Source organism: Pseudomonas sp. GW823-FHT05G12, assembly GCF_058795575.1.
Genome location: NZ_CM179501.1, coordinates 137,042 through 151,416, shown reverse-complemented (window position 1 = coordinate 151,416; position 14,375 = coordinate 137,042). Strand labels below are relative to the sequence as shown.

At 62.3% G+C, this 14,375-nt stretch carries 14 protein-coding genes; 7 read left to right on the top strand and 7 right to left on the bottom strand.

The window, feature by feature from the left end:
• Positions 1-17: 17 nt before the first annotated feature.
• The 4 genes from AC3RCM_RS00725 to AC3RCM_RS00710 all read right to left on the bottom strand — a co-directional run bounded on the left by AC3RCM_RS00725 (position 18) and on the right by AC3RCM_RS00710 (position 2,620).
• The gene (locus AC3RCM_RS00725; RefSeq protein ID WP_003252985.1) at positions 18-872 is read right to left on the bottom strand and encodes an endonuclease/exonuclease/phosphatase family protein; all 855 of its coding nucleotides are present in this window, start codon (positions 870-872) and stop codon (positions 18-20) included.
• 12 nt (positions 873-884) lie between these two features.
• Positions 885-1,517, bottom strand: coding sequence for a thiol:disulfide interchange protein DsbA (dsbA, locus tag AC3RCM_RS00720; RefSeq protein WP_020191156.1), 633 nt, complete (start codon positions 1,515-1,517; stop codon positions 885-887).
• Positions 1,518-1,668: 151 nt separating this feature from the next.
• A complete protein-coding gene (locus tag AC3RCM_RS00715; RefSeq protein WP_020191157.1) occupies positions 1,669-2,286 on the bottom strand; it encodes a c-type cytochrome in 618 nt (205 codons plus the stop codon).
• A 31-nt stretch (positions 2,287-2,317) separates the two neighbouring features.
• Entirely contained in the window at positions 2,318-2,620 is a 303-nt protein-coding gene (locus AC3RCM_RS00710) for a c-type cytochrome (protein WP_003252992.1), read from the bottom strand.
• Positions 2,621-2,821: 201 nt separating this feature from the next.
• On the opposite strand from AC3RCM_RS00710, the gene yihA reads away from it, so the two are divergent.
• Entirely contained in the window at positions 2,822-3,454 is a 633-nt protein-coding gene (yihA, locus tag AC3RCM_RS00705) for a ribosome biogenesis GTP-binding protein YihA/YsxC (protein ID WP_010951522.1), read from the top strand.
• Between the two features lie 538 nt (positions 3,455-3,992).
• Here the strand turns inward: yihA and polA are convergent.
• Positions 3,993-6,740: a DNA polymerase I gene (gene polA, locus AC3RCM_RS00700; RefSeq protein ID WP_064490886.1), complete on the bottom strand. Its 2,748-nt coding sequence runs from the start codon at positions 6,738-6,740 to the stop codon at positions 3,993-3,995.
• Between the two features lie 75 nt (positions 6,741-6,815).
• Between polA and AC3RCM_RS00695 the strand changes: the two genes are divergently transcribed.
• Both AC3RCM_RS00695 and AC3RCM_RS00690 read left to right on the top strand, forming a co-directional pair.
• A complete protein-coding gene (locus AC3RCM_RS00695) occupies positions 6,816-7,103 on the top strand; it encodes a DUF2782 domain-containing protein (protein ID WP_010951520.1) in 288 nt (95 codons plus the stop codon).
• Between the two features lie 69 nt (positions 7,104-7,172).
• Complete coding sequence (locus AC3RCM_RS00690; protein ID WP_003252998.1) at positions 7,173-8,123, top strand: homoserine kinase; 951 nt, start codon at positions 7,173-7,175, stop codon at positions 8,121-8,123.
• Positions 8,124-8,235: 112 nt separating this feature from the next.
• Here AC3RCM_RS00690 and AC3RCM_RS00685 read toward each other — a convergent pair whose 3' ends face one another.
• Positions 8,236-9,144, bottom strand: a complete 909-nt coding sequence (locus tag AC3RCM_RS00685; RefSeq protein WP_064490887.1) for a zinc ABC transporter substrate-binding protein — start codon at positions 9,142-9,144, stop codon at positions 8,236-8,238.
• A 66-nt stretch (positions 9,145-9,210) separates the two neighbouring features.
• Here AC3RCM_RS00685 and zur point away from each other — a divergent pair, with 66 nt between their 5' ends.
• The 4 genes from zur (at position 9,211) to AC3RCM_RS00665 (ending at position 12,075) form a co-directional block, all read left to right on the top strand.
• Entirely contained in the window at positions 9,211-9,696 is a 486-nt protein-coding gene (zur, locus tag AC3RCM_RS00680; protein ID WP_020191160.1) for a zinc uptake transcriptional repressor Zur, read from the top strand.
• Positions 9,693-10,466: a zinc ABC transporter ATP-binding protein ZnuC gene (gene znuC / locus AC3RCM_RS00675; protein WP_010951517.1), complete on the top strand. Its 774-nt coding sequence runs from the start codon at positions 9,693-9,695 to the stop codon at positions 10,464-10,466. The genes zur and znuC overlap by 4 nt, the downstream gene beginning before the upstream one ends.
• Positions 10,459-11,241 carry a zinc ABC transporter permease subunit ZnuB gene (gene znuB / locus AC3RCM_RS00670; RefSeq protein ID WP_003253007.1) on the top strand — a complete coding sequence of 261 codons (783 nt, stop codon included), beginning with the start codon at positions 10,459-10,461 and terminating at the stop codon, positions 11,239-11,241. The genes znuC and znuB overlap by 8 nt, the downstream gene beginning before the upstream one ends.
• A 126-nt stretch (positions 11,242-11,367) precedes the next feature.
• Complete coding sequence (locus AC3RCM_RS00665; RefSeq protein WP_010951515.1) at positions 11,368-12,075, top strand: PA5502 family lipoprotein; 708 nt, start codon at positions 11,368-11,370, stop codon at positions 12,073-12,075.
• Between the two features lie 68 nt (positions 12,076-12,143).
• Here AC3RCM_RS00665 and katE read toward each other — a convergent pair whose 3' ends face one another.
• A complete protein-coding gene (gene katE / locus AC3RCM_RS00660) occupies positions 12,144-14,279 on the bottom strand; it encodes a catalase HPII (RefSeq protein WP_064490888.1) in 2,136 nt (711 codons plus the stop codon).
• Between the last annotated feature and the right edge of the window lie 96 nt (positions 14,280-14,375).

Here is a 14,375-nt window from a genome sequence, read left to right as displayed (position 1 = left end):
GCAAACGGTGATGGCAATTAGCTCAAAACCGGCAGCGTATCCACAGTCAATGCATCAGGCAATCGAATCTCGACAGCAACGGGAAGGTGGTCCGAAATTGGCTGCGCCAGCACCTCGACACGCTCCAGCGTGAGGCTTGAACTGAGCAGAATATGATCGAGGCAACGCTGCGGTCGCCAGCTGGGGAAGGTGGCCTCGACTTGTGGGGCGACCAGGCCCAAATCGCGCAGCGGCGAATGCTCCAGCAGGTCAGTGGCATGGGTGTTCATGTCACCCATCAGCACCTGGTGACGGTAACCGCCTATCAGCTCGCGGATATAACCCAGCTGCAGGGCGCGGGTTTTGGCCCCCAATGCCAGGTGCATCATCACCACTATCAGCGCATCTTCGCCTTCGCCAAACCGCACCAGAATCGCACCACGCCCGGCCGGGCCAGGCAACGGATGGTCTTCGAGCAGTTGCGGCTTCAGGCGGCTGAGCACACCGTTGCTGTGCTGGGCAAAACGCCCAAGGTTGCGGTTGAGCTGCTGGTACCAGTAGGGGAAGGCCCCCAAGTGGGCCAGGTGTTCGACCTGGTTGACGTAGCCCGAGCGCAGGCTGCCACCATCGGCTTCCTGCAGGGCCACCAGGTCGAAGTCGCCCAGCAGCCTGCCGATCTTCTGCAGGTTACCGGCACGCCCGTTATGCGGCAGCAGGTGCTGCCAGCTACGCGTCAGGTAATGGCGGTAGCGCTCGGTGCTGATGCCCACCTGGATGTTGAAACTGAGCAGCCGCAGACGGCCATCCTCGGGCAGGCCCGGGGCCTGCAGGTGATGCTCGTTGACCTGCGGCTCGTGCAGGCCAATGCCACGCGTAGCTCTGAAGCGGGGCATGGGTGACGCCGCCTACTTGGCAGCGCGCTCCTTGTCGATCAGCTGGTCGGCGACATTCAGCACGCCTTCCGGTCCGCCAGCAGTCCCCAGGTCGAAGCGGTACTTGCCGTTGACGACCAGGCTCGGTACGCCGGTGATCTCATACTTCTTCGCCAATTCCTTGGCCTGTTTGACCTGGCCCTTGATGGCGAACGAGTCGAAGGTGGCGAGGAACTTGTCCTTGTCCACACCTTGAGTGGCGAGGAAGTCGGCCATGTCGTTCTTGTCGGTCAGGCGCTTGTGCTGGTTCTGGATGGCATCGAACACCGCGGCATGAACCTTGTGCTCGACGCCCATGGCTTCGAGGGTCAGGAACATCTGGCCGTGTGCATCCCACGGGCCACCGAACATGGCCGGTACGCGCTTGAAGTTGACGTCCTTGGGCAGCTTTTCAGCCCAAGGGTTGATGGTCGGCTCGAAGTGGTAGCAATGTGGGCAGCCGTACCAGAACAGCTCGACGACTTCGATCTTGCCAGGCACGGAAACCGGAACAGGGTTGCTCAGCTCGATGTATTCCTTGCCGGCGACAGGCTCGGCGGCCTGAACGGCAGTCATACCGAATACGCTGGCGGCGACCAGCGCAGCGCTGAGAATCAGTTTACGCATGCTTTACTCCTGAGCAGTCATGGGTCGCCACGACGCGACCTGCACTGAGACAGGCCGGGAAGGGCTCGAGTTCTGTAGTGTAACGGCTGCGGACGGAAAAAAGGGCAGCCCGGCCGCCCTTTCATCATTGACCTACAACATTAACCGAAAGTTAATGCAGGCCCTGGATGTAGCTGGCCAACGCTTCGATGTCACGGTTGCTCAGCTTGCCAGCGATGGTGCGCATGGTCATGGCATCGCCATCGTTGGTGCGGTTGCCTTCGCGGAAGTCAGTGAGCTGCTTGGCCACGTACTGCGAGTGCTGCCCGCCCAGGTGCGGGAAGCCGGCCAGGGCGATACCCGCGCCGTTGGGCGAGTGGCAGCCAGTGCAGGCCGGCATGCCCTTTTCCAGGTCGCCGCCATTGAACAACGCGCGGCCGCGCTCGACCAGCTTGGGATCGGCGGCACCCACGCTGCCTTTCTGGCTGGAGAAGTAGGCGGCGATATCGGCCAGATCCTGGTCGCTGAATGCGGCCAGCATGCCGGTCATTTCCAGCACGGTACGCTTGCCCGACTTGATATCGTGAAGTTGTTTTTCGAGATAGCGCTGGCCTTGGCCGGCCAGTTTCGGGAAGTTCGGTGCCAGGCTGTTGCCGTCGGGGTTGTGGCAGGCGCCACACACGGCGGTCTTGGCCTGGCCAGCGGCGGCATCGCCTTTGATAGGTTGCGCAGCAGTGGCCGCACCAGCGACACCCAAGGTCAACAGCAGACTCACGACTAGTTTGTTCATCAGCTAATCCAACACGGCTAAGGGTGAAATGTTATGTATCGGGACTGCCGCTCATCCAAAGGATGACCAAACGGTAGTCCTCGGCACTGCAGTCCATGCACAATCCACGCGGCGGCATAGCCTTGAAACCCTGGGTCACGTGCTTCACCAGTACATCCATGCCTTGCGCCAGCCTTGGCTCCCATGCTGCCCGGTCACCCCGTCTGGGTGCCTGTGGCAACTGCCCGGTGTGACAGGCCGCACACGTGCGGTTGTACAACACCTCGGGATCCTGTGTAGCCTGTGCGCTGAAAAACGGCAGGAACATACCGACAGCAAGCAGCCATTTCGCCATGCGGAACGACCTTCAGGGTTGGGGGCCGCGCTGCGTTCTGTTGCGCGAGCTATTGTTCGACACCCCATGCCCGTTCTCCTTCGCTGGGAGAATGAGCACACAAAAACTGGGGCATTATATACTTCCGCCATCCAAACGGAAACGACACCGCTTGCCAGGCTTGGCTCTACAAAGTCAGGCAACACCCACATCGGATATCCCATGCAAGTCAAGAACCCCATCCTCGGCCTCTGCCAGAAAGCCAAATTCGCCCTCAGCGCAGCCAAGGTCGAACAATGCCCGGACGACCAGGGTTACGAGGTGGCTTTTGCCGGCCGTTCCAACGCCGGCAAATCCAGCGCCCTCAATACCCTGACCCATGCCAGCCTGGCGCGTACCTCGAAGACTCCCGGGCGCACCCAGCTGTTGAATTTCTTCAGTCTGGACGATGAACGGCGTTTGGTCGACCTGCCGGGCTATGGTTATGCAAAAGTCCCGATTCCGCTCAAGCAGCACTGGCAGAAACACCTGGAAGCCTACCTGGGCAGCCGTGAGTGCCTGCGTGGCGTGATCCTGATGATGGACGTGCGTCACCCGATGACCGACTTCGACAAGATGATGCTCGACTGGGCCAAGGCCAGCAGCATGCCGATGCACATCCTGCTGACCAAGGCCGACAAGCTGACCCACGGCGCGGGCAAGAACACATTGCTGAAAGTGCAGTCGGAAATCCGCAAGGGCTGGGGGGATGGCGTGACCATCCAGCTGTTCTCGGCACCCAAGCGCCTGGGCGTGGAAGACGCCTACCGAGTGCTGGCGGACTGGATGGAACTGGAAGACAAGCCGGTCGTTTAGTGGTTTGCGCCTGACCCGGGTTTACCCGCGAAAGGGCCGGGCCTGCTCTCCACCCGCCGTTCACCGTTGCCGCCACTACCGTATTCGCGGGTAAACCCACTCCTATACCTGATCGGGGTTGGACACGCTTTGGTGATTGGGCGCAGGCCCTTGTAGGAGCGGGTTTACCCGCGAATGCGATGTCGAATTCACCGCTGCATTCGCGGGTAAACCCGCTCCTACGGGGGGCTCAGTACAAGCCATCCGGCAAATTCCGGGCAAAAAAAACCCCGGACTTCGTATGGGGAGGGGGAAGTTCGGGGTCCAAGTCCGGACCGCTAGGGCGGGGTCCAGATATCTGCCAACACTTAACACAACATAGGAGCATCGAAGGGCTTCACCAGCCATTCAGTTACTCTGAGTTCCGCTTCACCGGTTTAGTTCCGAAGCCCATAAAACTATTTGCGATAGTTTCATGAAACTTAAGCACCCCCGGCACTGAGCGGTGCTCGGATCCGCGTCACTACGTCGCAGATCCTACACAGTTTTACCTGCTCAATCAGTGAGCTTCGTCCCAATTCGCACCAACGCCTGCTTCGACAAGCAGCGGCACATCCAGCTGCGCGGCCTGGCTCATGTGCTGGCGAATTTCATCTTTCACCTGCTGCACCAGATCCTCGCGTACTTCAAGCACCAGTTCGTCGTGCACCTGCAGGATCACCCGGGCATCCAGCCCGCTCTCGCTCAACCAGTTATCTACCTTGACCATGGCCCGCTTGATGATGTCGGCAGCAGTACCCTGCATCGGGGCGTTGATCGCCGTGCGCTCGGCGCCCTTGCGCAGGGCAGGGTTCTTGGCATTGATGTCTGGCAAGTACAGCCGGCGGCCAAACAGGGTTTCGACAAAGCCTTGCTCGGCCGCCTGGGCGCGGGTGCGCTCCATGTAGGCCAGCACGCCTGGGTAGCGGGCAAAGTAGCGGTCGATGTAGTCCTGTGACTGCTTGCGGTCGACGCCGATCTGCTTGGCCAGGCCAAAGGCGCTCATGCCGTAGATCAAGCCGAAGTTGATGGCCTTGGCGCTGCGGCGCTGGTCGGTGGTCACGTCTTCCAGGGCCACACCGAACACTTCGGCTGCTGTGGCGCGGTGCACGTCCAGGTCATTGCGGAAGGCATGCAGCAAGCCTTCGTCCTTGGCCAGGTGGGCCATGATGCGCAGCTCGATCTGTGAATAGTCCGCCGCCAGAAGCTTGTAGCCCGGACTGGCGATGAACGCCTGGCGGATACGCCGCCCTTCAGCGGTGCGGATCGGGATGTTCTGCAAGTTCGGGTCGCTCGACGACAACCGGCCGGTGGCCGCCACGGCCTGCTGGTAGGACGTGTGGATACGCCCGGTGCGCGGGTTGATCTGCCCCGGTAACTTGTCGGTGTAGGTGCTCTTGAGCTTGCTCAGGCTGCGGTACTGCATCAGCACCTCTGGCAGCGGGTAGCCTTGCAAGGCCAGTTCGTCGAGCACTGCTTCGGCGGTGGATGGCTGGCCCTTGGCGGTCTTGCTCAACACCGGCATGCCCAGCTTGTCGTAAAGGATCGTGCCCAGCTGCTTGGGCGAGCCGAGGTTGAACGTCTCACCGGCGAGCTCGTAGGCACGCAGCTCCAGCTCAGCCATCTTCACGCCCAGCTCACCGCTCTGTACTTTCAACAGCTCGGCATCGACCAACGCACCCTGGCGCTCGATCCTGGCCAGCACCGGCACCAGCGGCATCTCGATATCCATCAGCACCGGTTGCACGCTCGGCGTCTGTGCCAGGCGGGCCTGCAATGCATGGTGCAGGCGCAGGGTGATGTCGGCGTCTTCGGCGGCGTAGGGGCCGGCCTTGTCCAGGTTGATCTGGTTGAAGGTAAGCTGCTTGGCACCCTTGCCGGCGATGTCCTCGAAGGCGATCGTGGTGTGGTCGAGGTACTTCTGCGCCAGGCTGTCCATGTCATGACGGGTGGCGGTGGAGTTAAGCACGTACGATTCGAGCATGGTGTCGTAGGCCACGCCGCGCATCTCGATGGCTGGGGAGCCATTGGCGAGGATGTTGATGTCGTACTTGGCGTTCTGCCCGACCTTGGCCTTGGCCGGGTCCTCCAGCAGTGGCTTCAGCGCCAGCAGCACGGCCTCGCGGTCCAGCTGGGTCGGCGCGCCTTCGTAATCGTGGGCCAGCGGCACATAGGCCGCTTCATGCGGCTCGACTGCGAAGGACAGGCCGACCAACTGCGCCTGCTGGGCGTCCAGGCCGGTGGTCTCGGTGTCGAAGGCAAACAGCGGTGCCTTGCGCAGCTTCTCCAGCCAGGCGTCGAAACGGGCCTGGTCGAGAATGGTTTCGTATTTGGGCTCGACCTTGGCCGCAGGCTCCACGGCCGGGGCGACATCATCACCAGCCTTGGCCGCATCGCGCTGCACTTCGGCGACCCAGCTCTTGAACTCCATCTCGGTGTACAACGCCAGCAACGCCTCGCGGTCAGGTTCACCGCACACCAGCGCTTCGACCTCCACATCCAGCGGTACGTCAACTTTGATGGTGGCCAGCTCGTAGGACAGGAATGCCGCGTCGCGGTGCTCCTCCAGCTTGGCCGGCAAGGTCTTGGCGCCGCGAATGGCCAGCGCTGGCACCTTGTCCAGGTTGGCGTAAAGGTCGCTGAGACCGCCGCCGATGCCGGTCAGCAGCCCCACCGCCGTTTTTTCGCCCACACCCGGCACGCCGGGGATGTTGTCGACCTTGTCACCCATCAGGGCCAGGAAGTCGATGATGTGTTCCGGGCCGACGCCGAATTTCTCGTGCACGCCAGCCACGTCCAGCACGCTTCCGGTCATGGTGTTGACCAAGGTAATGTGCCCGTCCACCAGCTGCGCCATGTCCTTGTCACCGGTCGAGATGATCACCGGGCGACCCAGGGCGGCGCTGCTGCGCGCCAGGGTGCCGATCACGTCGTCAGCCTCGACGCCCTCCACGCACAGCAGCGGGTAGCCCAGCGCCTTGACGCTGGCGTGCAGCGGCTCGATCTGTACCCGCAGGTCGTCCGGCATGCTGGGGCGGTTGGCCTTGTACTCGGCGAACATGGCATCGCGGAAAGTGCCGCCCTTGGCGTCGAACACCACGGCGAAGAGGCTGTCGGGGTATTGCTTGCGCAGGCTCTTGAGCATGTTCAGCACACCCTTCACCGCGCCGGTCGGCATGCCCTTGGAGGTGGTCAGCGGTGGCAGCGCGTGGAAGGCGCGATAAAGGTAGGAGGAACCGTCCACCAGGACGAGGGGCGCTTGGCTCATGAGCAGAATCAACCTTTTCGACGGGTCCGGCGCTAGAATAGCCAGAATCATTGACGACAAAGGGACTAGGTTATCATGCGCACACTCAATCGCCTGTTACTGCTCGGCCTGTTGGCAACCATGCCTGTCGTCACCCTGGCGGCGGACGACGCCCCCTCGGCCGATCCCGAGGTGACCATTCGCACGGAAGGCGATAAAACCATCCAGGAATACCGGCAGAACGGCTTCCTGTATGCGATCAAGATCACGCCGAAAAACGGCAAGCCTTATTTTCTGGTACGCGCTGATGGCACTGATGCCAATTTCATTCGATCCGACCAGCCGGACATGCTGATTCCGTCCTGGAAGATCTTCGAGTGGTAAGCTGACGCGCACCGTTCACATCAACCCGGCACTTCCCGGCGGAAGTGCCCGTATGGGCAATTTTTCATCATGTCAGTCTTCACCCCCGTGACCCGGCCTGAGCTGGAAACCTTTCTGGCGCCGTACGAGCTGGGCCGTCTGCTCGACTTCCAGGGCATTGCCGCCGGTACCGAGAACAGCAATTTCTTCGTCAGCCTCGAACAGGGGGAGTTCGTCCTGACGCTGATCGAGCGCGGGCCCAGCGAGGACATGCCGTTCTTCATCGAGCTGCTCGATACCCTGCACGGTGCCGACATGCCGGTGCCCTATGCCATTCGTGATCGCGACGGCAACGGCCTGCGCGAGCTGTGCGGCAAGCCGGCATTGCTGCAGCCCAGGCTGTCGGGCAAACACATCAAGGCACCCAACAACCAGCACTGCGCCCAGGTCGGCGAACTACTGGCACACATTCACCTGGCCACCCGCGAGCACATCATCGAGCGCCGCACCGACCGCGGCCTGGACTGGATGCTGGCCTCGGGTGCCGAGCTACTGCCACGCCTGACTGCGGAGCAAGCCGCATTGCTGCAGCCAGCGCTGGACGAAATCAGCGCACACAAGGCGCAGATCCTGGCCTTGCCGCGGGCCAACCTGCATGCCGACCTGTTCCGCGACAACGTGATGTTCGAAGGCACCCACCTGACCGGTGTGATCGACTTCTACAATGCCTGCTCCGGGCCGATGCTGTATGACATCGCCATCACCGTGAACGACTGGTGCCTGGATGAGCAGGGCGCGGTGGATGTACCACGCGCCCAGGCGCTGCTGGCAGCTTATGCGGCGCTACGGCCGTTCACTGCAGCCGAAGCCGAGCTGTGGCCGGAAATGTTGCGGGTAGGCTGCGTGCGTTTCTGGCTGTCGCGCCTGATTGCGGCCGAGTCGTTCGCCGGGATGGATGTGATGATCCACGATCCGAGCGAGTTCGAAGTGCGTCTGGCGCAGCGCCAGCAGGTGGCTTTGCACCTGCCGTTCGCGCTGTAGACCGCGTCTGCTTCTTCGCGGGCACGCCCGCTCCCACAGGTACAATGACAAACTCAAGGTTTGAGTTTATCCCTGTGGGAGCGGGCGTGCCCGCGAAGGGGCCGGTACAGGCTTACAACTGCTCCAGGCAGCCTGCCAGGTCACCGCCCAGCTTCTCCAGCAAGCGCTCATACCCTTTGCCATCCACCGGATCGGTGCCACCCAAGGCATCCAGCTCGGCAAGGCGTACCGGCAACCCGGCAGTCAGGGTCTCGGCCAATCGCGGCCGCAGTGGCGGCTCGCTGAACACGCAGGTCTTGCCCACTTCCTGAAGACGCTTGCGCATGGCCGCCACATGTTGCGCCCCAGGCTGCACCTCGGATGCCACGCTGAACACGCCCGCGTGCTTAAAGCCATATTCAGCTTCAAAATAGTCGAAGGCTTCGTGGAAGACGAAGTACGGCTTGCCGGCAATACCGGTCACGCGCGCCTTGATACGCCCATCCAACGCATCCAGGCGTTCATCGAAGGCCTTCAGGTTGCTCTGATAGCGAGCCGCATTGGCCGGGTCGACCTGGGCCAGGTCAGCTGCCATTTTTGCCGCGATTACTCGCGCATTGACCGACGATAGCCACAAATGCGCATCCAGGCTGCCTGGGCGGTGATCGTGGTCATGATCGTCGTGGTCTGCTTCCTCATGGGAATGGCTGTCCTCGCCAAAGTGGCGCAGCTTCATGCCCGGCAACGACTGCACAGCCACTGTGGCCTTGCTGCGGCTTCCCAGCACACGCGCAAGGAAGTTCTCCATGTCCGGGCCGATCCAGTACAGCAGGTCGGCATCGCCTACCCGCCGCACGTCGGAGGGACGCAGCGCATAGTGGTGGGGTGAAGCGCCGGGCGGCAGCAGCACGTCAGGGCTGCCAACACCCTCCTGCACGGCAGCGGCAATCTGCTGCAGGGGCTTGATGCTGGTGAGCACACGCACGTCGGCCTGCGCGGATAATGCGATGAAAGCGACAAACAGAGCCAGGAATCGGGACACGGTGGATACTCGAATCTTCAGAAACAGGTAACATAATAACGTCTCTGTCCAGAACCGTCGCTGCCCATGTCCATCACACCGCTGGCCAACCGTCCTCACGACCACTCCCATTGCGTACACAGCGCACTGGCTGAAGCCGACACCTTGTGCACCCGCCAGGGCCTGCGCCTGACAGCCCTGCGCCGCCGTGTGCTGGAGCTGGTGTGGCAGAGCCACAAGCCACTGGGCGCCTACGACATCCTCGCTGTGCTCAGTGAGCAGGACGGCCGCCGCGCCGCGCCGCCCACGGTGTACCGCGCGCTGGACTTCCTGCTGGAAAACGGCCTGGTACATCGCATCGCATCGCTGAACGCCTTCATCGGCTGCAGCCACCCCGAGCACGTGCACCAAGGCCAGTTCCTGATCTGCCGGGCTTGCCATGTGGCCATCGAGCTCGAGCAGAGCAGCATCAGCGAGGCCATCATCAACAGCGCCAAAGGCGTGGGTTTCACGGTCGAGACCCAGACCGTGGAAGTGGTCGGCCTGTGCGGTAACTGCCGGAGCGCGGCATGAGCGACGCCCTGATTCGCCTGGACCAGGTCGGCGTCACCTTTGGCGGCGAGGCGGTGCTCGACAGCATCGACCTGTCGGTCGCCCCAGGCCAGATCGTCACCCTGATTGGCCCCAACGGGGCGGGCAAGACGACCCTGGTGCGCGCCGTACTTGGCCTGCTCAAGCCACATCGCGGCAAGGTATGGCGCAAGCCCAAGCTGCGCATTGGCTACATGCCGCAGAAGATTCAAGTTGATGCCACACTGCCGCTGTCGGTGCTGCGCTTCCTGCGCCTGGTGCCCGGCGTAGACCGCGCGGCAGCCTTGTCGGCGCTGCAGGAAGTGGGCGCCGAGCAGGTCATCGACAGCCCGATCCAGACTATTTCCGGCGGCGAAATGCAACGCGTGCTGCTGGCCCGCGCCTTGCTGCGCGAACCCCAGTTGCTGGTGCTCGACGAACCGGTACAAGGTGTGGACGTGGTCGGCCAGACCGAGCTTTACAACCTCATCACCCGCCTGCGCGACCGCCACGGCTGCGGCGTGCTGATGGTATCCCACGACCTGCACCTGGTCATGAGCGCCACCGACCAGGTGGTGTGCCTGAACCGCCACGTGTGCTGCTCGGGCCACCCTGAGCAAGTCAGCGGTGACCCGGCGTTCGTCGAGCTGTTCGGCAAGACCGCACCGAGCCTGGCCATCTACCACCACCATCACGACCACAGCCATGACCTGCATGGCTCGGTGGTCGCCCCTGGCACCCATGTTCACGGAGAGCACTGCAAGCATGGCTGATTTTCTTCTCTACGCCTTGCTTGCCGGCTTGTCCCTGGCACTGGTTGCAGGCCCACTGGGCTCTTTCGTGGTATGGCGGCGCATGGCCTATTTTGGCGACACCCTGTCTCACGCCGCGCTGCTCGGTGTGGCCTTGGGCTTTGCCCTGGATGTCAGCCCAGCACTGGCGGTAACCGTGGGCTGCCTGTTGCTGGCGATCCTGCTGGTGACATTGCAGCAACGCCAGCCGCTGGCCTCAGACACCCTCCTGGGTATCCTGGCCCCCAGCACCTTGTCGCTGGGCCTGGTGGTGCTGAGCTTCATGCACGATGTGCGCATCGACCTGATGGCTTACCTGTTCGGCGATCTGCTGGCCATCAGCACCACCGACCTGGCCTGGATCCTCGGTGGCAGTGCACTGGTCCTGCTGCTGCTCGCTGCGCTGTGGCGGCCGCTGCTGGCGGTTACCGTGCACGAAGAACTGGCCATGGTTGAAGGCCTGCCCGTGGCCGGCTTGCGCATGGCGCTGATGCTGCTGATCGCGGTGGTGATTGCGGTTGCCATGAAAATCGTTGGCGTGTTGCTGATTACCTCACTGCTGATCATTCCTGCCGCTGCGGCACAGCGCCACGCCCGCTCACCAGAGCAGATGGCCCTGGGTGCCAGCCTGCTGGGTGTCACCGCGGTGTGCGGCGGCCTGGCCATGTCCTGGTTCAAAGACACCCCCGCCGGGCCCTCGATCGTGGTCTGCGCCGCAGTGCTATTCTTGCTGAGCCTGGCCCTGCCAAAACGCTGAAAAGCAAGGCGTGTGCAGGCACGCCTTGCAACCTTCGGCCCGTAAAGGGTCTGTAAGGCCTATTTTCGAGCGTGCGCACCTGGGTGTAGACTTGCTCGCTTTTTGCGCAAATAGAGAGTCGCAGGAATGAAGCCGTTCGCCTCCCGTTATCTGCTTGTTGCCGCGTTTTCCCTGATCCTGGCTGCCTGTTCCAATGCGCCGGTCGAACAGGCCACCGCACCTGCTCAAGCAGATGCCTGGCAGCAGTTGCAACAGAACATCGCCAGCAACGAGCTGGCTACCGCCGAAGACCAGCTTGCAGCACTGCAGGCCCAGTCGCCGGATGATGCACGCCTGGAGCAATACCAGCGCCAACTGGCCGAAGCTTACCTGCAACGTAGCCAGATCGTCCTGCAGAAGGGCGATGTGAACGCGGCAGCTACCGCGCTGGCCCGTGCCCGGGCCCTGATGCCGCAGGCGCCAGCGGTGACCGGCGGGGATGCCGTGACCCAGGCCCGCAAGGCCGAGCTGGAAAAGGCTGAAGCGGCGCTGAAAGCCGCCGAGGCCAAGCCCGAGGCACGCATCATCGACCCGACAGCGCCAAGTACCGTGGTGGCCTTGAAGACCACTGACAGCCGTGCGCTGCGCCGCCAACTGGACGACATTGCCGCCGATGTGGTGAGTTACCAGTGTGAGGTGGTATTCCAGGTACCGCGCACCGAGGATGCGCCTTGGCTGAAGACTTTGCTGGAAAAGCGCGTGCGCAAGATTGACAGTGGGTTTGAGCTGAAGCAGAAGCATCAGATCCAGCGCTCGCTGCCGGCGCAGGTGGTGCTGGTCCCGCATCAGCAGTAAAAGCTTCGCGGGTAAACCCGCTCCTACACGGCCGATGCAGGAGCGGGTTTACCCGCGAAGCGGCGTTATCAGGCAGGAACAGCTTCAGCCGCCGCCTCCCGCTCCCACACCCGGTGGCCTTCTACCGCTTTGACAAAGGCATCCACTGCCTTCTGCTCATCCCCGAGCAACAGCCCCTTGTCCTCCTTGAGCCCCAACGCTTTCGCCAATTCCTTGGTCAGCACCAGCGCCTTCAGGTGCTTGTAACCCTCCAGCACGAAGTGCTTGGCCAATCCGCTAGCCGCCAGCGCATCCGTAGAGGCCTTGCCCGCTGGCACGACAATCCCGTCGAACATGATCGAAGGCATCCCCTCCATCGACGCCGCTACCGGCAGTTGCTTGCCATCCGCCGCCTTCACCGGCGCCGAGGTCGGCCCCAAAAGCATCGGCCGGGCACTGTGCGCTTCCAGGGCCTTGACCAGTTTGTCCACGCTGGCAGCGTCCACGCCATCTGCCACCAGCACAGCAATCTTGCGCCCCTTGATACCCACCGAACCTGGGTGGTTCATCTGGCTCAACGCAGGCGATTGCGCCAGCTGGCTACCCTTCACCTTCACCGTACCCGCTTTCGGCGCAGGAAGGCCCAGGTTGGCCGCAACTGCCGCTGCCAGCTTCAGGTCGATGTTGGCGAGAATTTCATTCACTTCCCGGGCGCGGATATGTTCACGCTCCACTTTGCCCAACTCGAAGCTGTAAGCCTTGATGATGTGCTGTTGCTCGGTCGGGCTCATGCTCTGGAAGAACAGCCGAGCCTGCGAGAAGTGATCGCCGAACGACTCACTGCGCTGGCGAATCTTGTGCGCATCGATACGCTCCTGATAGCTCTCGAAGCCGCCGTCTTGCGCCGCAGGCGGGGTTTCCTTCGGCCAGCCGCCATCAATCGAGTTGGGCTCGTAGGAAGCCCGGCCCTTGTGCACGACGTGCTGGTGCAGCGCATCACGCTGGTTGTTATGGTTCGGCGCTACCGGCCGGTTGATCGGGATCTGGTGGAAGTTCGGCCCACCCAGGCGGCTGATCTGGGTATCGGTATACGAGAACAGCCGGCCCTGCAGCAGCGGGTCGTTGGTAAAGTCGATACCTGGCACGATATGGCCTGGGCAGAACGCCACCTGTTCGACCTCGGCAAAGAAATTGTCCGGGTTGCGGTTGAGCACCATCTTGCCCAGCGGCGTGACGGGTACCAGTTCCTCCGGGATGATCTTGGTCGGGTCCAACAGGTCGAAGTCGAATTTGTGTTCGTCAGCCTCAGGCACAATCTGCACGCCCAGCTCCCATTCCGGGTAGTCACCGGTTTCGATGGCTTCCCATAGGTCACGGCGCTGGAAGTCGGTGTCCTTGCCCGCCAGTTTCTGGGCTTCGTCCCACAGCAGGGAATGCACGCCCTGGCGTGGTTTCCAATGAAACTTGACGAAGCTGGCCACGCCCTCGGCATTGATCAGGCGGAAGGTATGCACGCCAAAGCCTTCCATCATTCGAAGGCTGCGCGGGATGGCGCGGTCAGACATGGCCCACATGACCATATGAGCCGACTCCGGCACCAGCGAGACGAAATCCCAGAAAGTGTCATGAGCCGAACCGCCGGTCGGTATCTCGTTGTGGGGCTCTGGCTTCACCGCGTGGACAAAGTCGGGGAACTTGATGGCATCCTGGATGAAGAACACCGGCATGTTGTTGCCGACCAAGTCGAAATTGCCTTCATCTGTATAGAACTTGACAGCAAAGCCCCGCACATCTCGCACCGTATCGCCCGAACCGCGTGGGCCCTGAACCGTCGAGAAGCGGACAAAAACCGGGGTGATCTTTTCCGGATCTTGCAGGAAGCCGGCCTTGGTCAGCTCGGCGTGGTTGCCATAGCTCTGGAAGAACCCGTGTGCCCCGGTACCGCGGGCGTGCACGATGCGCTCGGGGATACGCTCATGGTCGAAGTGGGTGATTTTCTCGCGCATGATGAAGTCTTCAAGCAGCGAAGGTCCGCGATCACCCGCCTTGAGGGAGTTCTGGTTGTCAGCAATGCGCACGCCTTGGTTGGTCCGCAGCGCCTGCCCGGTCGCATCGCTGCGGTCGGCCTCCAGGCTCTGCAGCTTGGCATTGGTGTTGGCCCTGTCAGGGGTCTGGGTACCGGCGGCCTCGCTGTGCTTGGGCGCATCCGTTTTCTTGCTGGGCATGATCGGCTCTCCTCATCAGTCTTAAGGCGTGCCCGTTCAGGGCTTGTCCAAGTAGTGACTGGAGGGCGTTGCCGAGCGTTCAATCAGGATTACCGG